Raw genomic sequence first — 22,762 nt, 5'->3', positions numbered from 1 at the left:
CACGACGCCGGCACCGGCTAGCGGGTGAGCCGCGCGACCCCGGAGCCGCTCACGCCGGCTGGCGGACCGTGGTGACGATGTCGACGAGGTGCGGGTCGGCCGGAGCGGAGCCGAAGCCGAAGCGTACGGGCGGGTCGAGTCGGGCGAGGGTGCCGAGGTCCGCACCGGACCAGCTCGCGGTGGCGGCGGTGATGCGGCGAGCGCCGGTCACGCCGTAGTACTCGCGTCGACCGTTGCCGGCGGAGCCCGCCGTCCGGGCGCCGGGTTGGAGCACGCGGGCGAGGGGGTCGATGGTCTGCAGCCAGACGGGGTTCACGGCCACGGGTTTGGGGACGACCCGGAGCGCACGACCGAGCGGCGAGCTCCCACCGATGCGGAGGGTCGTGTCGAGCGGACCGCCCACGAAGCGGAGCCCCGTCGGCAGGCGCGTCCAGCCGACGGTGCCGATCTCGACGTCGTCGAAGGTGTACGTGGTGGAGATGAAGTCGGCGATCTCCTGCGTCGGCGCGAGCAGCAAGCGTTTGCCGCGGGAGTCCTCGATCATCGCGTCGGCGAAGGAGCCGAACGGGGACGTCGACCAGAGCCCGAGAACGATGCGGACGCCGCCCGTGGTGCCGTAGCCGGCGATCCTCCCGGAGAAACGAAGGTCGGTTGCGGGCATGGGATCACCCTAGTCGCCCACTCTGCGGGAGTGTCCGTGAACGGCGGTCCGCGGCCCGCTCCCCGAGCCTGGTCCTGTCCCTGGGCCCGGTCCGGTCCGGTCCGGTCCCTGAGCCTGTCGAAAGGCGCCGCTCGACAAGCGCCGGTCCCGAGCGGGTCGACGGGCGCGGGAGCACCAGCCGGTTGACGGCGTCGGCGCGATCCGCTTCCGTGGGAACATGCCGACCTCGCTGCTCCTCCTCGCCGACACCCACCTGCCGAAGCGGGCGAAGGTCCTGCCGGACGCGGTCTGGGCCGCCGTCGACGCAGCGGACGTCGTCGTCCACGCGGGTGACTGGGTCGACGAGGCGACCCTCGACGCCCTCGATGCGCGCGCCGCCCGCCTCGTCGGCGTCTTCGGCAACAACGACGGCCCCGGCCTCCGCGCGCGTCTTCCCGAGGTCGCGCGCTTCGAGCTCGACGGGCTGCGGTTCGCCGTCGTCCACGAGACGGGGGCGGCGACCGGGCGCGAGCGACGTGCCGACGAGGCCTTCCCCGACACCGACGTCCTGGTCTTCGGGCACAGCCACATCCCGTGGGACTCGGTCTCCCCCGCCGGTCTGCGTCTGCTCAACCCCGGGTCGCCGACGGACCGCCGTCGTCAACCGGAGTGCACGATGATGACCGCTCGGGTTGAAGACGGCGCGCTCAGGGACGTCCGGGTCGTCCCGGTCGCCCGCTGAGGCGGATCAGCCGCAGTACTCGCTGTCGATCTTGGCTTCGTCGCGGACGACGATGCCGTCGACGAGGTCGTCGGTCACGGAGAAGTTGATCCAGTGTCCGGCGTCGTCGGTGACGGCGTAGAAGACGGCGTACTTGCCCTGCTGCTCGGTGAGCGCCGGGTAGGCGGCCCGGAGTTCCTCGAGGGTGGACCCGACGCCGACGCCCTCAGCGGTCGTCGGCGAGGAGGCGACCGCCGCAGACGCCGGCCCGCCCCACGCCTGCAGGACGATCTGGTTGACGACGCCGGTGCTCTGCGGATCGGGGAGCCAGACGGAGGGCAGCCCGTCGGCGGCGTAGGCGGTCACCCACGGGCACGCCTCCTGCGTCGCGACGGTGAAGGCGGTCATGAACGACGCCGTGCCCTCGATCGGCGCACCGACCTCGATGGGGCCGACCCCGGTGAACGACACGATCCAGGACGCGGGATCGGCGAGGTCGGGACCGGTGGGCGTCGGCGACGGTGTCGGCGTGGCCGTCGTGGTCACGGTCTCGGTCGGTGCGGGCGTCGATGCTCCCGCGCCGCCCGAGCATCCGGCCAACGCCAGTGCTCCTGCGATCGCCAGGGCGGTGACGACCGGACGTCGGTGTGCTCGTGTGAACGACATCATTCCCCCAAATGTGTCCTCGGATCAGGCCATCCTCGCACACCGACCGGTCCCACCCTTGCCCGCGAACTGTCACTTCGGCACAGTTCCAGCCGCCCGGACCAGCGCCGAGTGACAGTTCGCGGGCAGGGGAGGAACTCAGGCGACGGTCGCGGGCTGCAGCACCGGTGCCGGGCGGGGGACGGTACTGGTCAGTTCCACGACGCGGTGCTCACGACCGGCGACGATGATCGCCTCCATGATCTCCAACACGTGGAACGCGAGGTCGCCCGAGGCCCGATGCGGTCGGTCCTGCTCGATCGCCTCGGCCAGGTCGGACAGGCCCACGCCGCGGCCGGCGTCGACGAAGCCGGCGCTGTCGGGGACGGCACGCCAGGTGCGGTCGTCGGCCGTCGCGATCTCCACCGGGTCCGAGAACCGGTTCGGGTCGGGCACGGCGACCGTCCCGCCCGTCCCGTAGACCTCGAAGAGCGGCACGCGGCTCGCCCACACCTCGAACGAGACCGTCACGGTCGAGACCACCCCGTTCGCGTGCTCGAGGATCGCGGTGACGTGCGTGTCGACCTCCTCGTGCACCGGGATCGGCGTCCCGGCCAGCGCTCCGGTCGCGACCGACCGCTCACGATCCGACCGCGCGACCGCCCCCGACACCCGCACGACGGGCCCGAAGAACGACACGAGGCTCGTCAGGTAGTACGGCCCCATGTCGAGGAGCGGCCCGCCACCCGGCTGGTAGTAGAACGCGGGGGCCGGGTGCCACAGCTCGTGTCCCGGGGCGCTCCAGGCGACCGCCGCGGCGATCGGCCGACCGATGGCACCGCTGTCGAGCACGGCGAGCGCCGTCTGGACGCCCGACCCGAGGACGGTGTCCGGCGCGCTGCCGACGCGGAGGCCCTTCGCCGCCGCGAGCTCGAGCACCGGTCGCGCCTCGGCGGTCGACAGCGCGAGCGGCTTCTCCCCGTAGACGTGCTTGCCGGCCTCGAGGGCTCGGAGCGCGACCTCGGCGTGCGCGGCCGGGATGGTCAGGTTCAGGACGACGTCGACCTCGGGGTCGGCGAGCAGCTCGTCGACGCTCGACGACCGCACGCCCTGTTCGGCGGCGACCTCAGCGGCGCGGGCGAGGTCGAGGTCCGCGACGACGACGAGCTCGAGGTTCGGCAGCTTCGGGAACTCGGCGAAGTACTGCTTCGAGATGTTGCCGACGCCGATGACGCCGACCCGGAGGACGGATCCCCCGGCGGTCTCGGACACTCCGTTCAGCGTGCTGCCCACAGCAGGCCCCTTTCGATCATGGCGCGGCCGGCGTTCTGGCACCGGTCTTCGACGATCCCGTTCAGCGTGCTGCCCACAGCAGGCCCCTTTCGATGATGGTGCGGACGTTCGGGTCCTCGACGATCTCGATGCGGTGGCCGGGAGCGGACACGAAGATCCGACCCTTCCCCCACTGCCGCGTCCAGATGGCGGGCGCCGTGACGGGACGGTTCCATGCGTCCCAGGGCCGCACCTCCTGCGTCGTCGTCGCGAGGACGTCGTTGTACTCGTCGCTCAGCACCCAGTACTGCTCGGTGACGAGGTCGAAGTCCTCGATGCCCTCGGTGATGGGGTGCGACCGGCCGTACTCGGTGATGTGGACGGTGTACGGGATGTAGTTGTCGGACTGCTCCCCCGTGCGCTCGGCCGGGTCCTTGCCGGCGTGGTGCGCGAACTGGCCGCCGATCATGTGGAGGTAGTCGGCGTTGTTGCGGTAGGAGTCCGCGATCCCGCCGTGCCAACCGGCCATGCCCGTGCCGTTGAGCACGGCGCGCTGGAGGCCGGCGAACTCCTCGGCCTCGATCGTGTTCATCGTGTTGATCTGCACGATGAGGTCGACCGTGTCGAGGTAGTCGGCGTCGGTGTAGACGGTGGTCCCGTCCTCGACGCGGACGGTGAACCCGTTCGCCTCCAGGAAGGGGATGAAGGCCGCGGTCGTCTCGACGGGCATGTGTCCGTCCCAGCCGCCTCGCACCACGAGCGCCTGCTTGTCAGTCATGTGTTCCTCTCAGGGGATGGTTCGGTCATTGGTCGGCTCGCGATCAGCACTACTTGCTGAAGCCGGCGGTCATGCCACTGATCAACTGGCGTCGGCCGAACAAATACAGGATGAAGATCGGCAGGGTCGACAGCACCACGGCGGCGAGCACGGCCGGCACGTTCACGCTGAACGAGCCTTGGAACGTCCACAGCGACAACGGCAGCACCCGGTTGCTCGGCGACTGCGTGAGCACGAGTGGGAACAGGAATCCGTTCCACACGTTGAGCGCGTTGTAGAGCGCGACGGTGACGATCGCCGGCCGGGCGAGCGGGAGGACGAGCGAGACGAGGGTCCGCCAGCTCGACGCCCCGTCGACGGTCATCGACTCGAACAGCTCCTTGGGGATGTCGCGGATGAAGTTCGACAGGATGAGCACGGTGACGGGCACCGCGAAGCCGATGGACGGCAGGATCAGCGCCAGGAGGGTGTCGTAGAGTCCCGCCTTGCTGAGCATGTAGAACAGCGGGATGATCGTCGCCTGCAGCGGGATCGCGAGGCCGAGTAGGAAGAACGAGAACGCTCCCCGCGTGAACCGGGAGTTGGTGCGCACGATCGCGTACGACGCCATGAGGCAGACGAACACGGTGACGGCGACGCTCGCGACGGTGATGATGACGCTGTTGCCGAGATACAGGAAGAAGTCGCTCTGCAGGACGAGGGCGTAGCCGTCGAGGGTCGGGTCGGTGGGCGGGATGAGCTGGTTGCTCGAGAAGAACCCGGCCTGCGGGCGCACGCTCGTGATGACGATGTAGTAGATCGGCAGCACGATGATGAGCAGCCAGATCCAGGCGCCGATCCCGCCGAGGATGTTCGGCTTGCGGCGGGCACCGCGGGGGCGCCTGCCTCGCGTCTCGTGCTCGCCGGGGCGTCCGCGCTTCGACCCGGCGGTCGAGACGCTGACCGTGTCGAGGCTTCCCGTCGGGAGCGCGCCGGGCTTCGTGAGTGGGTTCGTCGCTGACATCAGAGGCCCTCCTGCTGACTGTCCATCTTGGCGAAGCCGCTCAGCTTGGTGAGCAGCAGGGCGATGGCGAGACCGATGACGGCCAGGATGATCGCCATGACGCTCGCCTGCCCGAACTGGCTCGCGGAGAAGCCCGTCACGTACATGAGGATCGGGAGGATGCGGGTGCCGGCGCTCGGAACACCGCCGGTGAGCACGAAGATCACGTCGAAGTAGGTGAGCGAACCGATGATCATGAGCGTGGACGACGTCACGAGCGTGTACCGCAGCTGCGGGAGCGTGATGTGGAAGAACTGCTTGACCGTCCCGGCCCCGTCGATCTCGGCCGCCTCGTAGAGGGACGCCGGGATCTGCCGCACGCCACCCTGGAACAGGAGCGTGTGGAAGGGCACGAACTGCCACGCGATGATGAAGATCACGACGAAGAGCACGAGCTGCTGGTTGCCGAGCCAGTCCTGCTTGAGGAACGGGATGCCGAGCGACGCCGACAGACCGAAGTTCGGGTCGAGGATCGCCTTGAACGCGATGGCGGTTGCCGCCGACGACAGCAGGAGCGGCAGGAAGAAGATCGCGCCGAGGACGGCCCGGTTGCGCTGCTTACCGGCGGTCCAGGTCCCGAGCAGCAGGCTGATCGGGGTCTGGACGATCCAGGAGATCACGATGACCTTGAGGGTCAGGACGAGGGCGTCGATCGCGACCGGGTCGACGAGGACCGAGGCCCAGTTGTCGAGGCCGACCCACGCGGGGTCGGTGATCGCGTCCCAGCGGGTGAAGCTCAGGTACAGGGCGACGATGAGCGGGATGATCGCGAAGACGAGGAAGAAGCCCAGCGCCGGCGCGACCATCCAGCCGCTGGGGCCGGTGCGGCGGCGCATCGCTGCCGCACCGGCCCCTCGGGCCCCGTTCAATGGACGGGTGACGGTCATCGGGAGATCACTGTCCGATCGTCTTGTTCATGTTGTCGGAGAACTCCTGCGGGGTGATCTGCAGGTTGAACAGCTGGTCGAGGTTCGTCAGCAGCGCGGTGGCCTGTGCGGGCGGGAGCGCCTGGTCCCACGACATCTGGAAGTTCTTGGCGTTCTTCGTCAGGTCGTAGACGGTCGTGCCGAAGTCGCCGCCGGCGTCCGCGATCTGGTCGTCGATACCCGTGATCGGCGGCACCTGACCGGCCTCGACCATGCGGTCGATGTAGCCCTTGTCGAAGACGCCCTCAGTGAGGTACTTCAGCGCGCTGGCCTTCTGCTCCTTCGTCGCCGAGGCGGAGATGGAGAAGTACCCGGACGGGTTGCCGACGATGTTCGACGGGTCGCCCTTGCCACCGGTGACGGCGGGGAAGGTCGTGTAGCCGAGCCCCTTCTCGGCGAACTCGGCCGCCTGCTGCTTGAAGGTCGTCATGACCCAGGCGCCCTGGAGCATCATCGCGGCCTTGCCCGTGTAGAGCAGGGCGACGTCGGCGTTGCTGTCGGCGGTGACCGAGGCGTAGCCGTCGACGAACGCGCCGGCCTTCACGAGCTCCTGGATCTTCTCGTTCGCCTCGATGATGCCGGGGTCGCTCCACGCGTCGGCTTCACCGGCCATGATCTTGTTGAAGGCCTCGGGGCCGGCGACGCGGTCGACGAGGTACTCCTCCCACATGAGCGACGGCCACTTGGACGCACCGGCGAGCGAGAACGGGGCCACGCCTGCGGCCTTGAGCTTGGGGATGGCGTCGATGATCTCGTCGAAGTTCGTCGGGACCTCGACGCCGGCGGCCTTCAGGACGTCCTTGTTGTAATAGAACATGATCGGCGTGGTGGCGTTCATCGGCACCGCGTAGACCTTGTCGTCGATGACGCCCTGGTTCCAGACGGACTCGAGGAATTTGCCCTTGGCGTCCGCGGTCTCCGAGGTGATGTCGGCGACCTTGCCGGCGTCCACGTAGGAGTTCAGGGTCCCGCCCGCCCAGCTGTAGATGATGGTCGGGGCGCTGCCCGCGCCGACGGCCGTGCGGATCTTGGTCTTGTAAGCGTCGTTCTGGAAGTAGGTCGCGGCGATCTGGCCGTCGGCGTTGGCGCCGTTCCACTCCTTGAGCGACGGGCCGAGGACGGTGTCCTCGTCGGTGCCGGTGAGGCCCCAGAGGGTGGCGCTGCCACTCGGGGCGCCACCGCCGCTGGAGCAGGCGGTCGCGCCGAGCATGAGGGCCGAGACGCCGAGGGCGACTGCGGCCAGTCGGGTCCGACGGCGGGATGAAGTACGAAGCGTCATTGCGTTCTCTCCTTGGTGGGTGCTGCTGCTGATGGTGCGATGTGGTCGGGTCAGTCGGTGGGCGTCCAGGCGCTGCCGTTCGCGGCGCTCGACTCGACGGCGCGCAGGACCCGCTGGACCTGCAGGCCTTCGGCGAAGGACGGTTCGGGATCGGTGCCGCCGATGATGGCCTGGACGAGGTCCCGCACCTGGTGCGAGAACGGGTGCTCGTAGCCGATGCCGTGGCCGGTCGGCCACCAGGCGGCCATGTACGGGTGCTCCGGCTCGGTGATGACGATGCGCGTGAAGCCCTGCTTGCCGGCGGGAGCGGTGGCGTCGTACACCTCGAGCTCGTTCATCCGCTCGAGGTCGAAGGCGATGGCTCCGCGGGAGCCGCTCAGCTCGATGCGGAGCGCGTTCTTCCGGCCGGTCGCGTAGCGGGTGGCTTCGAAGGCGCCGATGGCGCCGTCCGCGAGTCCGCCCGTGAGCTTCGCGGTGAACCAGGCGGCGTCGTCGACGGTGACCGCGCCGCGCTCATCGGAGGCGGTCCCGCTCAGGCCGACGGTCTCGCCGAGGAGCGGTCGCTCGGTGACGAAGGTGGCGAGCGTCCCGCTGACGGTGTCGAGTCGGGCACCGGTCAGGTGCTGCACGAGGTCGATGGCGTGCGCGCCGATGTCGCCGAGCGAGCCGGAACCGGCCTGGTCCTTGTCGAGGCGCCAGGTCATCGGACCCTCGGCGTCGCTCAGCCAATCCTGGAGGTAGAGCGCGCGGATCTGGCGGACGTCCCCGAGCGCGCCCTCTGAGATGAGCTGGCGGGCGTAGCCGATGGCGGGCACGCGACGGTAGCTGAAGCCGACCATGGAGCGGACGCCGCGGGCCCTCGCCGCCTCGGCTGCGGCGACCATCAGCTCCGCCTCCTCGACGCTGTTGGCGAGCGGCTTCTCGCAGAGGACGTGCTTGCCGGCTTCGAGGGCGGCGATCGCGATCTCGACGTGCGAGGAGCCGGGCGTGCAGACGTCGACGATGTCGATGGACGGGTCGGCGATGACGCTCCGCCAGTCCGTCGAGGCCGACTCCCAGCCGAACTTCACGCGGGCTGCCTCGAGTGCCTCGGCGTTGCGGCCGACGATCGTCGCCATGACCGGTTCCGCGTCGAGGTCGAAGAAGCGCGCTGCGGTGCGCCAGGCCTGCGAGTGTGCGGCTCCCATGAAGCCGTATCCGATCATCGCGACCCGGAGTTCCGGCCGTCCGCTTCCCGCCATGTGCAACGCTCCCGAGCTGCTCGCGCAGCTGCGGCCCCGGGGTTCCGGATCGCTTCGCTGCGGTGCCCTGAAGCTAGCCCCGCCGCCTGTCTCCCCGCAACTTCCCTCTCCCGCATTGGAAACTTTTCGCACGCGCCCGCGCCCACCCCACCCCTGCCCGCGAACTGTCACTCCGGCACAGTCCCCGCCGCTCGGACTAGCGGCGAGTGACAGTTCGCGGGCTACGGAGTGGGCGGGGCTGCGGTCGAACCCCGGACGACGAGGGAGGTGGCGAGGTCGAGGCGGATGTTGTCGACCGTCTCGGACCGGAGCTTCAGCACCAGGCGGGTCGCCTCCTCCGCCATCTCGATGAGCGGCTGCCGGATGGTCGTGAGGGCCGGGCCGACCCACTTGGCCGGCGGGACGTCGTCGTACCCGACGACCGACAGCTGCTCCGGGATCGAGATCCCGAGCGAGCGCGCCGCCTCGTAGACGCCGAACGCCTGCATGTCGTTGCCGGCGAAGATCGCAGTCGGTCGGTCCTCGAGCTGCAGCAGTTCGAGCGCCAGGACGCGTCCGGCCTCCGGGATGAACTCACCGCGCCGCAGGATGGTCTCGTCGAGCGGGATCCCGGCCTCCTCGAGCGCGGACCGGTAGCCCGAGACCCGCGCCCGCGAACACATGAGGTCCTGCGGACCCGAGATCAGCCCGATCCTGCGGTGTCCGAGCTCGATGAGGTGGCGCGTCGCGGCCATCCCGCCGGACCAGTTCGTGGAGCCGATGGCGGCGACCTCCGGGCCAGGGTCCCCCGCCGGGTCGACCACGACGACCGGGATGTTGCGCGTGTGGAGCTGGCGCCGGTACGCCGGGTCGATGTCCGAGAACACGAGGATGACCCCGACCGGCTTCCGCGAGATGATGCTCTCGACCCAACCCTCGCCGGTCGACCGCCGGGCGCCCGTCTCGGTGAGGGTGACGCTCATGCCGTGCTGACGCGCGACCTTCTCGACACCGCGGATGATCTCGAGCGACCACGAGCTGTCGATGTACTCGAAGACGAGCTCGATGAGCGAGCCCTGCGCGAGCTCCGCACCGCGGCGACTGTAGCCGTGGCGGTCGAGGAGCCGCTCGACGATCTCCCGGGTGTCCGGCGACACCCCGGGGCGCCCGTTGAGCACCTTCGAGGCGGTCGACACCGACACGGAGGCCTCCCTGGCGATGCGCGACAGGGTCGCGCGCCCGCCACCGGCACCAGGTCCAGCGGTCTGCACCGCGGCGTCGTCGCTCATCCGAGTCCTCCGATCCCGCTCCGCCGGGCCGGACGGCCGTCTCTGCAGCGAGAAGTTCTGCCCATGCTAACGAAATATTTCGCGACACTCGACCGGTGACGCGCGGCCGACGATCTGCTAGTCTCAACCATAAGTTGTGGTTAACAACAAATCATCCGCTCACCAACGACGTTGAAGGACTGCACGCATGAGCCTCACCCCCACCAAAGCCGATCGGTTCTCCTTCGGCCTCTGGACGATCGGCTACAACGGGACCGACCCGTTCGGTGGCCCCACCCGCCGCGACCTCGACGTGGTCGAGGCCGTCACCCGCCTGAACGACCTCGGCGCCTACGGCCTCACCTTCCACGACGACGACCTCTTCGCCTTCGGTTCGACCGACGCCGAACGCCAGAAGCAGATCGACCGTCTCAAGCAGGCCCTCGCCGACACCGGCGTCATCGTGCCGATGGTGACCACCAACCTGTTCAGCGCGCCCGTCTTCAAGGACGGCGGTTTCACCTCGAACGACCGCGCCGTCCGCCGCTTCGCCCTCCGCAAGGTGCTCCGCAACCTCGACCTCGCCGCCGAACTCGGCGCCAAGACCTTCGTCATGTGGGGCGGCCGCGAGGGCGCCGAGTACGACTCCGCGAAGGACGTGCAGGCGGCCCTCGAGCGTTACCGCGAGGCCGTCAACCTCCTCGGTGACTACGTGACCGACAAGGGTTACGACATCCGCTTCGCGATCGAGCCGAAGCCCAACGAGCCCCGCGGCGACATCCTGCTCCCGACCCTCGGCCACGCGATGGCGTTCATCGAGACCCTCGAGCGCCCGGAGCTCGTCGGCATCAACCCCGAGGTCGGCCACGAGCAGATGGCGGGCCTCAACTTCACCGCCGGCATCGCCCAGGCGCTCTACCAGGGCAAGCTCTACCACATCGACCTCAACGGCCAGCGGGGCATCAAGTACGACCAGGACCTCGTCTTCGGTCACGGCGACCTGCAGAACGCGTTCTCGCTCGTCGACCTCCTCGAGCACGGTGGCGTGAACGGCGGCCCCGCGTACGACGGCCCGCGTCACTTCGACTACAAGCCGAGCCGCACCGAGGACATCACGGGCGTGTGGGACTCCGCAGCCGCCAACATGCGCATGTACCTGCTGCTCAAGGAGCGCGCCGAGGCGTTCCGCGCCGACCCCGAGGTGCAGGAGGCGCTGGCCGCCGCCCGCGTGCCCGAGCTGCGCGAGCCGACGCTCAACCCCGGCGAGACCGTCGAGCAGTTGCTCGCCGACCGCTCGTCGTACGAGGACTTCGACGCCGACGCCTACTTCGGCGGCAAGGGCTTCGGGTTCGTCCGCCTGCAGCAGCTGGCGGTCGACCACCTCATGGGTGCGCGCTAACCGACACCCGCGAACCTGGCGTTCCGTCTCCTGATCCGAGAGGATCGGGGGCGGAACGCCGTTCCGCGTTCCACCCCACAGCAGACCCGGCGGTCACCCGACCGCCCACCACCGAGAACAGGGAGAGCGATGACGCTCGTCGCCGGCATCGATTCGTCCACCCAGAGCTGCAAGGTCGTCATCCGCGACGCCGAGACCGGAGCGCTCGTCCGCGAAGGACGCGCGGCGCACCCCGCCGGCACCGAGGTCGACCCGGCCGCGTGGTGGCAGGCGCTGCAGGAGGCGGCCGCCGCCGCCGGCGGGTTGGCCGATGTCGCCGCGGTGTCGGTCGCGGCCCAGCAGCACGGCATGGTCGCGCTCGACGTCGACGGACGCGTCATCCGTCCGGCACTCCTCTGGAACGACACCCGGAGCGCGCAGGCCGCGTCTGACCTCATCACGGAGTTCGGCGCTGCGGAACTCGCCCAGCGGACCGGGTGCGTCCCCGTCGCCTCCTTCACGATCACGAAGCTGCGCTGGCTGCGCGACGCCGAACCCGGGAACGCCGCCGAGGTCGCCGCCGTCGCACTCCCCCACGACTGGCTGACGTGGCGTCTGCGCGGCTTCGGTCCGGCCGACGAGAGCCCGCTCGGCGCGGACCTCGCCGAGCTGACGACCGACCGCTCCGACGCCTCCGGCACCGGGTACTGGTCCCCCACCGACGGCGAGTACGACCGCGAGCTGCTCGTCGCAGCGCTCGGCCACGATGCGATCCTGCCGCGCGTGCTCGCGCCGGAGGAGTCCACAGGGACCGGTGTCGACGGCGGCCTCATCGGGCCGGACACCGTCATCGGGGCGGGCGCCGGCGACAACGCGGGAGCCGCCCTCGGGCTCGGTGCGACGGCCGGTGACGTCGTCGTGTCGATCGGCACGAGCGGGACGGTGTTCGCCGTGACGCCGGCCGTGGTCCGCGACAGCTCGGGCACCGTCGCCGGGTTCGCCTCGGCCGACGGCGCGTTCCTGCCGCTCATCGCGACACTCAACGCCGCACGGATCCTCGACGCGGTGGCCGCGCTGCTCGGCGTCGACCACACGGAACTCGGTCGACTCGCGCTCGAGGCCCCGGCCGGGGCACGTGGACTCGTGCTCCAGCCGTACTTCGAGGGCGAGCGCACCCCGAACCGGCCGGACGCGACGGCGACCCTCTTCGGCATGACCCTGGAGTCGACGACGCGCGAGGGCCTCGCCCGAGCGGCGATCGAGGGGCTGCTCTGCGGACTCGCCGACGGCCTCGACGCGGTGCTCGCGCAGGGCGTCACGGCGGAGCGCGTGCTCCTCATCGGTGGTGCGGCGCAGAACCCGGCGGTGCAGGCGATCGCTCGCGAGGTCTTCGGCGTGCCGGTCGTCGTGCCGGCACCCGGGGAGTACGTCGCCGACGGCGCCGCGGTGCAGGCGGCCTGGGCACTCAGTGGCACTCGCCCGGCGTGGGCTGCGGTGGGGGCCGGCGACGGCACCGACCATGCGGACGCTCTCGCTGCGGACGCGTCCGGGATCGCGCGGGAGCAGTACGCCGCCCGAGCCTGAGGCGGCACCAGTCGCCGAGCGAACCTCTCCCGGTCACTGAGCCTGTCGAAGTGCCACATACCGGAGCCTGCCGACCTACAACGCTCCCCGGGGGCCCTTCGACAAGCTCAGGGAACGGGCATCCCCTCCCCGGTCACCGAGCACCACCCGGTCGCTGAGCGAACATCCCCCGGTCACTGAGCCTGTCGAAGTGCCACACGCCGAAGCCCTCAGACCCACAACGCTCCCCGGGGGCCCTTCGACAAGCTCAGGGAACGGGCATCCCTTCCCCCGTCACCGAGTAATCCTCCCCCGGTCACTGAGCCTGTCGAAGTGCCACCACGGAATCTTCCGCGCGGCGGAGACGTTGGCCCCGGTATGCGATCGATCGTCTACTCCACCAACGGTGACCCGTCCGTCCTCCACCTCGTCGAGCGCGAGCTCCCCGAGCCCGGCCCCGGCGAGGTCCGCATCAAGCTCGCGTTCTCGGGCGTCAACCCGACCGACTGGAAGACCAGGCGCGGCGGCGGCCCCTCGGGTGGCATGCCCTTCCCCGAGGTCGTCCCGAACCTCGACGGCGCCGGCGTGATCGACGCGGTCGGCCCGGCCGCCGGCGACGCGGCGACCACGACCACCTTCGCCGTCGGCGACCGCGTCTGGGTGTACCTCGCCGCGCACGAGAGCCCGCTGGGCACGGCCCAGGAGTTCACGGTGCAGCCCGTCTCCCGTGTGGTCCCCCTGCCCGACGCCGCGTCATTCGAACTCGGTGCCAGCCTCGGTGTCCCCGCGATGACCGCGCATCGCGCCCTCACCGTCGCGCAGGACGGCCCGACCCGCCTCTCCCCCGGAGCCCTCGACGGCCGAACGGTCCTCGTCCAGGGTGGTGCCGGCGCCGTCGGCAACGCCGCGATCCAGCTCGCCCGCTGGGCCGGCGCGACGGTGATCAGCACCATCAGCAGCGACGAGAAGGCCCGCCTCGCGACCGCCGCGGGAGCGCACCACGTCGTGAACTACCGCGAGGGCGACACCGCGGCGGCGATCCGCGAGGTGGCACCCGACGGCGTCGACCTCGTCGTGGAGGTCGCGATCGCGCAGAACCTCCCCCTCGATCAGGCGGTCATCGCCCCGCGCGGCACGGTCGTCAGCTACGCCAACAACGGCGGTGACTCGATCACGCTCGACATCCGTCCGCACATGGGGCTCAACACGCGGCTCCAGTTCATGCTGCTCTACACGGTCGGTGACGCTGCGCTCCACGCCGCGGCCGAGGACATCACCGCAGCGATCGAGGACGGCGCGCTCCACGTCGGTGAGGACCACGGTCTGGCGTTGACGGTGTTCCCGCTCGCCGAGACGGCTGCGGCCCACGCCGCCGTCGAGGACGACACGGTCGGGAAGGTCCTCATCGACGTCACCGCATGACGTACGTCACCGCCAGGTGAGGTGATCAGGGGCGGTACTGGGTGGCCAGTGCCGCCCCTGCCGCACGCAGGTGGACGAGCGGTTCGGCCATCGCCGCCTCGACGCCGCCGGCCAGCTCCGTGAGCGAGGCAGCTGCGAGGAAGATGCCCTCGGTGGGTGCCTGGATCGCCCCGGCGACGAGCATGGTCCGGTCCGCCGCGAGCCCGGCGACCCAGGAGGCGACTTTGCCGTCGGCCGTCTGGTCGTCGAAGCGGCCCTCGCCCGTGATCACGATCGATGCCGCCGCGGCCGCCTCCGGGAGGGCGATCGCCTCACCGACGCCGCGCGCGCCCGAAGTGGCGGTGGCGCCCCAGAGCAGGAGGCCGAAGCCCGCACCGCCCGCGGCACCGGCGCCGGGTTCGACCGCTGCTCGTGTCGTTCGGTCCGACCCGAACGCGTCCGCAGCGCGGCTCACGAACCGGGCCAGGTTGGCGTCGAGGACCGCGACGTCGGCGGTGGTCGCACCCTTCTGCGGACCGAAGACCGCAGCGGCACCGCGGTCGCCGAGCAGCGGGTTGGTCACGTCGCTGAGGATGACCGCGCCGTCCGGCGGCAGCGCACGGAGTCCGGCGGTGTCGATGTCGCGGAGCGTCGCGAGCCCGGCGTTACCGGCGGCCACCGGTCCGCCGTCGGCGTCCACCAGCCGCGCTCCGAGCGCGGTGAGCAGCCCGGCTCCGCCGTCCGTGCTGGAGCTTCCGCCGATCGCGAGCAGGAGGCGTCGCGCACCGTGGTCCAGGGCGGCCGCGATGGCCTCACCGAAGCCGACGGTGTGCGCCGCGAACGGCTGCAGGGGGTCGAGCAGGGTCAGCCCGCTCGTCTGGGCGAGCTCCACGACCGCCGAACCGTCGGGCAGCTCGAGCCACTCGGCGTCCACCGGGTCGCCGACCGGGCCGGTGACCGTGATCGGGTGCCGACGCGCCCCGGGCACGGCGGCCGCGAAGGCGTCGAGCGTGCCCTCGCCGCCGTCGGCCATGGGGAGCGAGTGCAGGAGATCGTCGGGCCGAATGGTCCGCCACCCGTCGGCGATCGCCTCGGCGACCTCCGCGGCGGTCGCCGTGCCCTTGAACGAGTCCGGTGCGATCACGATGTGCCGGGTCATGTCTTCAGCCTCCCACGGTGGACGGGGTCGGGTGGGTCGAGGCCGTGCTCGTCGTCAGCACCTCGACACCGTCCGGCGTGACCACGACCGTGTCCTCGACCTTCACGCCGGGGGCGGTCGGGTTCCAGGCGAAGGCTTGCCAGAGCTGGACGACGTCGGTCGCCTCAGGCGTGGCGCGCGGATCGCGTCCCGCGTAGCCGGCCGCACCGCCCTGATGGTGCCTCGTCCACTCGTCGGCGTCGAAGCCCTGCTCGGCGTACGCCGCACTCCCCGTGCGGAGGATGTCGGCGAGCGAAGCACCTGGCACGGTGGCGTCGAGATAGGCGCGTTCGACGGCGCGGATGCGCTGCATGTCCGTGGCGAACGGCTCCGCCGGGGTGCCGCCCTCGTCGAACCACCGCGTGAGGTTCACGATGAGCCCGTCGCGGCGGCCGCAGGCGACGAGCATCGCCCGGGAACCGAGTCGCCCCTCGGTCGGCAGCGGGTGCCGGTGGGCGAGTCTGCCCTCCCCGGCGACGAGGAGGACGAGCGGGTCGATCCCGGCTGCGACGAGGCGCCCGGCGAGGTCCGCAGCGACCGCGCGTTCCGTCCGGGCGGGGTCGAGCTCGTCGACGAGCGTCTCGAGCGCCGACGTCGTCTCCCGCCCGAGCGAACGGAAGCGCGCGAGTTCGGCCGGGAGGAGCGACGCACGTGCGGCGCGCAGCTCGGCGGCGATGTCGGCCTCCTGCAGCACCCCGTCCCCACTCGGCAGCACCGCGTCGATCGGCGTGTGCCACGGCACCGTCCGAACGCGGACGTCGGGCAGCTCCTCGGCCTGCAGCCGGTCCACCTCGTTGGAGGTCGCGACGAGCCACGCGTCGCCCGGCGAGACCACGACCGCGACGATCGGGTCGGCCGCGAGGCTCACGTGGACGCGCGAGCCGTCGAGGTACCAGCTGACCGCTGCGGCGGACCGCAGCACGATCGTGCCTGCTCCGCGGGCCTCCAGGAGCGACGCGAGTCGGGCGTGTTTGCGACGGCGGTCGTCCTCGTCCGGACCGGGCCGCTCGTGGTTCATCGCCGGGCCCAATCGGTCCCGAGCTCGGCGAAGGTGCTGCCGGTGGCGGCCGCTTCCGCGACGAGCTCCTCGATCCTCGGAATGACGGGGCGGCGCTCGTCGCCCGCCCCGAGCCACTCGACGAGATCAGCGGGGATGCGGTGTGGCGCTGGGGCCGACCGGACCGCGTCGAGGACGGCGGTGAAGGCGGACGCGTCGGCCAGGGAGCTGACGAGTGCGGCATCCTCACCAGCCCGGACCGCCTGGCGCGCGCGGAGGAGGTCGGGGAGCAGGTCGGTCCGGCCCGTCGTCCAGCGTCGCCGGGTGACGCCGTCGACGACCAGCTCGACCTCGTCGCGTGTGTAGTGGAACCGGATCGAGCCGAGCTCTCCGTGGACCGTGACCATCGGGTCGGTCGTCTCCTGCGCGCACAGGGTGAGCGCCGCGGTCATGATCGGACCGCGCTGTGGGGTGATGCGGACGACCGAGGTGTCGTCGGCCTCGATGTCGTTCGCCCGGTACTGGTCGAGGTCGATGGTGGCGATCGCCGCGCGGTCGGTCGTGCCGCCGAGTCGGAGCATGGTCTGGACCGCGTGCGCGAAGGGGTTGGTGACGACGCCGTCCACGACGGGTGTGCCGTCGAGCGTGCGCCGGCCCGACCACGCGGCACGCGTCCAGTACCCGACGGTGCGGACCCAGGTGCCTCTCGCCTCGAGCGCCGTCACGGCCCCGATCTCCCCGCCGGCGACGACGTCGGCGATCTCGCCGATCGCGTGCGATCCGAGGCTCTGGAACCCGACCTGGACGAGCCCGCCGGTCCGGGCGGCGGTGGCCTGCAGCCGGTCGAGTTCGTCGTTCGAGGTGACCGGCGGCTTCTCGAGCAGGACGTCGGCGCCGTGCTCGAGAGCGGCGACGGCGAGGTCCAGGTGCGTGTGGATCGGGGTCGAGAGGATGACCACGTCCACCCGCCCGGCGGCGAAGCACTCCTCGAGCGAGTCGCGGAGCGGCGCGTCCCCGGCAGCGCGGTCCTCCTCGGTGAAGGTCCGGTCGACGAGTCCGACGAGGCGGATCGCGCCGGTCGCGGCGAGCGCCCTGGCTGCCGCCACGTGACTGGCGCCATGGCCGTGGATCCCGACGACCACGACGGTCGGGGCGGTGGTGGCGGTGGCGTGGTCGGTGCTGGTCATGCGTCACTCCCTGTGCTGCGCGGTTCAATACTGCGCGGTTCGGTGCTGCGTTCCTCGGCGGTGAGGAGCGCGCGGTGGATGGCGTCCGCCTGCTGCGCGTCCAGAGCGCCGTCGACGACGACCGCCTCCAGACCGGTGACGAGCGGGGTGTCGGCGGTGATGGTGGTGCGGCTGGTGGCGGCGAGCGAGACCCCGATACCCGGGTACTCGGCCGCACGGACGAACCAGGGGAGGGCGTTCGCTGCGGGCTGTCGAAACAGGACCGTGGTGGGGCGTCGAGGCGGCGTCGGGGCGGGCTCGGTGGTGTCGCCCGTCTGTGTGTCAGCGCTCCCGTCGGCGTCGAGGACGAAGGCGACCCAGGCCGCACGCGAGCCGTGCGCGGTCGACTCCCCCGGTCCGTCAGCGCTGAGGACGGACCGGTGGGCGTCCGCGGGCAACCGCCAGAACCATCCGCCGTAGCCGGCACCTTCACGACCGTTCGTGGCCGGCGATCCGATCGTCACCGTCGATCCCGTCGTCTGGAGGACGCTGGAGACGGCGACGCGGAGCGCCGACCTCCCGCTCCCGACGCCGGGCACGGCGAACTCCTCGACGACCGTGCGGCGCGACTCCTTCAGCTGCGTCGTCCCGTCGCGTCCGATCCAGTCGAGCGAATGACGCAGCACACCGGCGTCCACCTCGGTCTCGGTGACGCGCTGGACCCCGTGGTTGTCGAGCATCGTCGACCCCTGCCCGGCGACGTAGGTGCGACCGCCCCAGTAGGAGACGCCGTCGACGTCGGCGACGGCCATCGAGAGTCCGACATGGTGGGGGTGGTCCTCGGGAGCGGATTCCGTGACGACGGTCCCGCCGAGCGACGTGACGGGGTGTGCGAACGGTCGCGGGGCGTCGGTCGGTTCGAGGCCGCTGCCGTCGTGGAGGACGAGGACCTCGCGGTCGCCGAGCCAGGCGGTCAGCTCCGGTGAGATGGGGTGGTCGGTTCCACGCCAGACCGGCGGACTCGCGGCCGGGCGGGCGGCGGTGCTCTCCCGGGCGACGAACCGGGGCCGGAAGACGAGCGGGTGTCCACCCTCCGCACCGCCGATCGTGTCCCGCAGTCTGGTCCACGCCTCGGCGCCGAGCTCGCGTCGCGGGACGGACACCGTACTGAGCGCCGGCACCGCGAACGCCGCGAACGGGATGTCGTCGAAGCCGACCACACTGAGCGCCGAGGGGACGGACACACCGGCACCGCGGAGCGCCGAGACGAGCCCGAGGGCGACGAGGTCGTTGAAGGCGACCACGGCGGTCGCGTCGTGCTGCACCACCGTGTCGACGACCGACGCGCCGTCCACCAGCGCTGATCCGGCCGTCACGATGTCGACGGAGAGGTCGTCGTGGTCCGAGCACGCGCGGGCGATGCCGACCCGTCGGAGACGATCGCCCTGACTCGCGGTGGGACCCGCGAGGTACAGGATGTGCCGGTGCCCGAGTGCGTGCAGTTCGGCGAGCACCTGCTCCATGCCGCTGGCGTAGTCGATGGACACCGACGGCACGGGCGAGTCGGCGAGCTCGCGGTTGACGAGCACGACCGGGTGGAGTTCGGCGAGCAGCGCTCGAAGCTCCGGCTCGGCCAGACGGGGTGAGCAGAGGACGATCGCGTCGCAGCGACGACGGGCTTCGCGGGCCGCCGCCGCCTCGTCGGTCGGGTCCTCCTCGGTGTCGGTCACGAGGACGCGGTAGCCGTCGGCCGCCGCGGCCCGGGTGACCCCGCGCAGGATCTCCTGGAACATCGGGTTCTCGAGGTCGGGCACGACGACCCCGATGGTGTTCGTGCGGCCGAGCGACAGGCTTCGGGCGAGCATGCTCGGGCGGTAGCCGAGTGCGTCCACCGCGGCGAGGACGCGGTCGGCGATCGCCGCGTCGACGGTCGCCTTCCCGTTGAGCACCCGCGACACGGTGGCCTTCGAGACGCCCGCCTCCACGGCGACGTCCGAGATCGTCGGCGTCGGGCCAGCACTGGGGAACCGGTTGCTCATACGTCCTCGTTCGACTCGTGACGGGTGGTGCCGTTCTCAATCATCCTATAGGCTCGCTCCGAGAAACCGGTTTCCCGGTAGCGTGGTCGACCCGGTCGACCCGGTCGACCCGGACGTGGTCAGAGAGGACACCGATGCGCATCATCGTCACCGGCGGTGCAGGACGACTCGGGCGGAGCGTCGCGAGCGCCCTCGCCCAAGCAGGCCACGAGGTCGTCTCCGTCGATCGGACCGACCCCGGACTCCCCGGTGTCGAGGGCCGGACCGCAGACCTCCTCGACCACGATGCGACCCACGAGCTCTTCGCCACCCTGCGGCCCGACGCCGTGGTGCACCTGGCGGCGATCGCGGTGCCGTTCAGCGCGCCGGAGCACGTCATCCTGGCGACCAACCAGACGCTCGCCTTCACCGCCCTCACCGCCGGGATCGCCGCCGGGGCGACCAGGCTGCTGGCCGCGAGCAGCCCGACCGTCATCGGCTACGGTGCCCCGCACGGGTGGACGCCCGAGGCGCTCCCCATCACCGAGGAGCACCGGGTCGCCCCGTGGAACGCCTACGCGCTGTCGAAGGTCGCGATCGAGTCGACGGTCGCGATGCTCGCCCGAGCCCACGGCGACGCCGTCGTGACCGGTGCGTTCCGGCCGTGCTTCGTCGTCTCCCCGGAGGAGTGGGAGGGCGCGCCGACGCAGCAGGGGCACACCATCGTCGACCGGCTCGCCGATCCCGCACTCGCGGCCGTCTCCCTCTACAACTACGTGGACGCGCGTGACGCCGGCCGGTTCGTCGCCGCCTGGATCGATCGTGCCGAAGCCCGACACTCCGGTGAGGTGTACTTCGTCGGCGCCGACGACGCCCTGGCCCTCGCACCCCTGTCCACCCTGCTGCCCGCGCAGGTCCCGAGCACCGCCGGATTCGCCGACGGACTCGTCGACCGAGCCGCCGCCTTCAGCAGCGCGAAGGCGACCGCCCACCTCGGGTGGCGCCCGGAGCACGACTGGCGGTCCGCACTCAGCCCCGCCGAGGCGGCCCGGCTCACCGATCTGCTCGCCGCCGACACCGGCCGGCCGGCCACCACGCCTGTTCCAGCCCCAGCCCCACGATGACGAGGACCTCCACCATGCCAGCACCGCTCGCCTTCGACGGCGTCCTGTACTTCCCGATCACCCCCTTCGACGCCGCGGGCGAGGTCGACCTTGGGCTCCTCGGCACCCACCTCGAGTCGCGACTCGAACACCGGCCCGGTGGGGTGTTCCCCGCCTGCGGCACCGGCGAGCTGCACGCGATGTCGCCGTCGGAGGCCGCCCGCGTCGTCCGACGGACCGTCGAGGTCGTCGACGGTGCCGTCCCGGTCATCGGTGGCGCCGGAGGAGGCGTGGCGACCGCCAAGGAGCTCGCGGTGGCCGCCGAAGAGGCGGGAGCCGACGCGATCCTGCTCATGCCGCCGTACCTCGTCTCCGGGCCGGCGGCCGGTCTGCAGGCGTACGTCGAGGACGTCCTCTCGGCGACGAGCCTCCCGGCGATCGTCTACCACCGGAACAACGCCCGGTACACGACGGCGACGATGCGCCACCTCGCCCGCAACCCGCAGGTCGTCGGTTTCAAGGACGGCGTCGGCGACGTCGCGGCCGCCCAGGACATCGTGCTGGCCGTGCACGAGGAGGGACGCGATGACTTCGCCTTCTTCAACGGCCTCCTCACCGCCGAGCTCACGCAGGCCGCCTACCGCGGCATCGGCATCCCGCTCTACTCCTCGGCCGTCTTCGCCATGCTGCCGGAGCTCGCGACGCTGTTCTACCGCGCGTACACCGAGCACGACGAACCGCTGCGCGAGCGCCTGCTCCGCGAGTTCTACCGGCCGCTGGTCGCCCTCCGCGACGAGACCCCCGGCTTCGCCGTGTCGCTCATCAAGGCCGGCGTCCGGCTCGACGGCCTGCCGGTCGGTTCCGTGCGGTCGCCCTTCGTCGACCCGACCCCCGAGCAGACCGACCGCCTGGAGGCGCTGCTCGCGACCGGTGCCGACCTCGTCGCCGAGCACGCGACGCTGGCCGCAGGGCGCTGACGATGCCCGGGATCGCCTCCATCACCACCTCGCTCGGCCGGTTCACCATGCCGCGCCCCTGGGTGCCCGAGGCACCGTGGCTGCATCTCATCCGTGTGGACGTCGTCGACGACGAGGGGGCGACCGGGTCGGGCTTCACGTGGACGCCGACCATCGGGGCCACGGCCGTCCGGGCGTTGCTCGACGACGACATCACCGCCGCCGCCGTCGGATCGACGACCGACCCCGAAACGCTCTGGCCGCGGCTGTGGGCGCATCTGCACGAGGCCGGTGGCGGCGGGATCACGACGATCGCGCTCGCCGGGCTCGACACCGCACTCTGGGACCTCCGTGGACGACGGGCCGGTCTCGGGCTCGCCGACCTCCTCGGCCGTCGACGCGACACGGTCCGGGCGTACGGCAGCGGGGTGAACCTCCACCTCGACGCCGCCTCGCTCGCCGCGCAGGTCGAGCGGTGGATCGCGGCGGGCTACGACGCCGTCAAGATCAAGGTCGGCAAGCCCGACCTCGCCGAGGACGTCGACCGCGTGACGATGGTGCGCGAACTGCTCGGACCGGACCGCCGGCTCATGATCGACGCGAACCAGCGCTGGGACGTCGACCAAGCGGTCTCCTCCCTGGAACGGCTCGGTGTCGTCGACCCGGCCTGGATCGAGGAGCCGCTGCGCTCCGACGACACCGCGGGATACGAACGGCTGCGTCAGGCGACCGACATCCCGATCGCTCTGGGCGAGAACGTGCACACGATCCACCGGTTCCGCGACCTCGTCGACCGTGGCGTCGCCGACGTCCTGCAACCGAACGTGGTCCGCGTCGGTGGCATCACCCCCTTCCTCGCGATCGCCGCGCTCGTCGACGACGCCGGGCTGACGCTCGCGCCGCACCTGCTCCCCGACCTCTCCGGACAGCTCGCCCTCGCCCTCCCGCAGCGCACCGAGGTCGAGGACGTCGAGGACGCGGGCTTCGTCGCGATCGGCGCCATCGACCCGCCCGGGCCGGTCACCATCGCCGAGGGCCGGGTGCAGGTCGAGCAGCGACCCGGCCTCGGCTTCGTGATCCGCGACCGGGCCGCGGAGACCGCTGCCGTCGCGCACTGACCCCGTCCGCCGCCCGGCCCGCCGGCCGACCAGACGCCCAAATCATCACCTGTCGCATCCGCATCCTCGAGGA

General features: G+C 71.3%; 20 protein-coding genes. 7 read left to right on the top strand and 13 right to left on the bottom strand.

The window, feature by feature from the left end:
- Nucleotides 1-49 precede the first annotated feature (49 nt).
- Nucleotides 50-661 carry a hypothetical protein gene (locus ACQG07_RS06495; RefSeq protein WP_079706772.1) on the bottom strand — a complete coding sequence of 204 codons (612 nt, stop codon included), beginning with the start codon at nt 659-661 and terminating at the stop codon, nt 50-52.
- Nucleotides 662-878: 217 nt separating this feature from the next.
- Here ACQG07_RS06495 and ACQG07_RS06490 point away from each other — a divergent pair, with 217 nt between their 5' ends.
- On the top strand, nt 879-1,382 hold the full coding sequence (locus ACQG07_RS06490; RefSeq protein WP_192005782.1) for a metallophosphoesterase family protein: 504 nt from the start codon (nt 879-881) through the stop codon (nt 1,380-1,382).
- Between the two features lie 6 nt (nt 1,383-1,388).
- Here ACQG07_RS06490 and ACQG07_RS06485 read toward each other — a convergent pair whose 3' ends face one another.
- From ACQG07_RS06485 to ACQG07_RS06450, 8 genes are all read right to left on the bottom strand, one after another.
- Complete coding sequence (locus ACQG07_RS06485) at nt 1,389-2,027, bottom strand: hypothetical protein (RefSeq protein WP_426737791.1); 639 nt, start codon at nt 2,025-2,027, stop codon at nt 1,389-1,391.
- A 138-nt stretch (nt 2,028-2,165) separates the two neighbouring features.
- Complete coding sequence (locus ACQG07_RS06480) at nt 2,166-3,278, bottom strand: Gfo/Idh/MocA family protein (RefSeq protein WP_426737790.1); 1,113 nt, start codon at nt 3,276-3,278, stop codon at nt 2,166-2,168.
- Nucleotides 3,279-3,360: 82 nt separating this feature from the next.
- Nucleotides 3,361-4,056, bottom strand: a complete 696-nt coding sequence (locus tag ACQG07_RS06475; RefSeq protein ID WP_426737789.1) for a ThuA domain-containing protein — start codon at nt 4,054-4,056, stop codon at nt 3,361-3,363.
- Nucleotides 4,057-4,105: 49 nt separating this feature from the next.
- The gene (locus ACQG07_RS06470) at nt 4,106-5,059 is read right to left on the bottom strand and encodes a carbohydrate ABC transporter permease (RefSeq protein ID WP_426737788.1); all 954 of its coding nucleotides are present in this window, start codon (nt 5,057-5,059) and stop codon (nt 4,106-4,108) included.
- On the bottom strand, nt 5,059-5,985 hold the full coding sequence (locus ACQG07_RS06465; protein WP_071258845.1) for a carbohydrate ABC transporter permease: 927 nt from the start codon (nt 5,983-5,985) through the stop codon (nt 5,059-5,061). Before ACQG07_RS06465 ends, ACQG07_RS06470 begins: the two co-directional genes overlap by 1 nt.
- Nucleotides 5,986-5,992: 7 nt before the next feature.
- Nucleotides 5,993-7,303 carry an extracellular solute-binding protein gene (locus tag ACQG07_RS06460; protein ID WP_426737787.1) on the bottom strand — a complete coding sequence of 437 codons (1,311 nt, stop codon included), beginning with the start codon at nt 7,301-7,303 and terminating at the stop codon, nt 5,993-5,995.
- A 50-nt stretch (nt 7,304-7,353) separates the two neighbouring features.
- Nucleotides 7,354-8,544 carry a Gfo/Idh/MocA family protein gene (locus ACQG07_RS06455; protein WP_426737786.1) on the bottom strand — a complete coding sequence of 397 codons (1,191 nt, stop codon included), beginning with the start codon at nt 8,542-8,544 and terminating at the stop codon, nt 7,354-7,356.
- Nucleotides 8,545-8,765: 221 nt separating this feature from the next.
- The gene (locus tag ACQG07_RS06450; protein ID WP_426737785.1) at nt 8,766-9,812 is read right to left on the bottom strand and encodes a LacI family DNA-binding transcriptional regulator; all 1,047 of its coding nucleotides are present in this window, start codon (nt 9,810-9,812) and stop codon (nt 8,766-8,768) included.
- Between the two features lie 187 nt (nt 9,813-9,999).
- On the opposite strand from ACQG07_RS06450, the gene xylA reads away from it, so the two are divergent.
- The 3 genes from xylA to ACQG07_RS06435 all read left to right on the top strand — a co-directional run bounded on the left by xylA (nt 10,000) and on the right by ACQG07_RS06435 (nt 14,154).
- A complete protein-coding gene (xylA, locus tag ACQG07_RS06445) occupies nt 10,000-11,190 on the top strand; it encodes a xylose isomerase (protein ID WP_426737784.1) in 1,191 nt (396 codons plus the stop codon).
- A gap of 129 nt (nt 11,191-11,319) precedes the next feature.
- Nucleotides 11,320-12,753 (top strand): xylulokinase, encoded by a 1,434-nt coding sequence (gene xylB, locus ACQG07_RS06440; protein ID WP_426737783.1) that lies wholly within the window; start codon nt 11,320-11,322, stop codon nt 12,751-12,753.
- A 357-nt stretch (nt 12,754-13,110) separates the two neighbouring features.
- Nucleotides 13,111-14,154: an NADPH:quinone reductase gene (locus tag ACQG07_RS06435; RefSeq protein ID WP_426737782.1), complete on the top strand. Its 1,044-nt coding sequence runs from the start codon at nt 13,111-13,113 to the stop codon at nt 14,152-14,154.
- Nucleotides 14,155-14,179: 25 nt separating this feature from the next.
- Here the strand turns inward: ACQG07_RS06435 and ACQG07_RS06430 are convergent, their stop codons facing one another.
- Genes ACQG07_RS06430 through ACQG07_RS06415 form a run of 4 tightly spaced genes read right to left on the bottom strand, consistent with a single transcriptional unit; the run spans nt 14,180 to nt 19,533 of the window.
- A complete protein-coding gene (locus tag ACQG07_RS06430) occupies nt 14,180-15,292 on the bottom strand; it encodes a glycerate kinase (protein WP_426737781.1) in 1,113 nt (370 codons plus the stop codon).
- A gap of 4 nt (nt 15,293-15,296) precedes the next feature.
- On the bottom strand, nt 15,297-16,349 hold the full coding sequence (locus tag ACQG07_RS06425) for a M24 family metallopeptidase (RefSeq protein WP_426737780.1): 1,053 nt from the start codon (nt 16,347-16,349) through the stop codon (nt 15,297-15,299).
- Nucleotides 16,346-17,515, bottom strand: a complete 1,170-nt coding sequence (locus ACQG07_RS06420) for a Gfo/Idh/MocA family protein (protein WP_426737779.1) — start codon at nt 17,513-17,515, stop codon at nt 16,346-16,348. Before ACQG07_RS06420 ends, ACQG07_RS06425 begins: the two co-directional genes overlap by 4 nt.
- The gene (locus ACQG07_RS06415) at nt 17,512-19,533 is read right to left on the bottom strand and encodes a DUF6807 family protein (protein ID WP_426737778.1); all 2,022 of its coding nucleotides are present in this window, start codon (nt 19,531-19,533) and stop codon (nt 17,512-17,514) included. Before ACQG07_RS06415 ends, ACQG07_RS06420 begins: the two co-directional genes overlap by 4 nt.
- A 134-nt stretch (nt 19,534-19,667) precedes the next feature.
- On the opposite strand from ACQG07_RS06415, the gene ACQG07_RS06410 reads away from it, so the two are divergent.
- From ACQG07_RS06410 to ACQG07_RS06400, 3 genes are read left to right on the top strand one after another with little or no spacing between them, the layout of a single operon-like run.
- Nucleotides 19,668-20,636 (top strand): NAD-dependent epimerase/dehydratase family protein, encoded by a 969-nt coding sequence (locus ACQG07_RS06410; RefSeq protein ID WP_159879869.1) that lies wholly within the window; start codon nt 19,668-19,670, stop codon nt 20,634-20,636.
- Nucleotides 20,637-20,650: 14 nt separating this feature from the next.
- The gene (locus ACQG07_RS06405; protein WP_426737777.1) at nt 20,651-21,592 is read left to right on the top strand and encodes a 5-dehydro-4-deoxyglucarate dehydratase; all 942 of its coding nucleotides are present in this window, start codon (nt 20,651-20,653) and stop codon (nt 21,590-21,592) included.
- Nucleotides 21,593-21,594: 2 nt separating this feature from the next.
- Complete coding sequence (locus ACQG07_RS06400) at nt 21,595-22,689, top strand: mandelate racemase/muconate lactonizing enzyme family protein (protein WP_426737776.1); 1,095 nt, start codon at nt 21,595-21,597, stop codon at nt 22,687-22,689.
- The last annotated feature ends 73 nt before the right edge of the window (nt 22,690-22,762 follow it).

The sequence above is a fragment of the Plantibacter sp. 2H11-2 genome (assembly GCF_050031945.1).
GTDB classification, from domain to species: Bacteria; Actinomycetota; Actinomycetes; order Actinomycetales; family Microbacteriaceae; genus Plantibacter; species Plantibacter auratus.
This window is presented reverse-complemented; position numbering and strand designations above follow the sequence as displayed.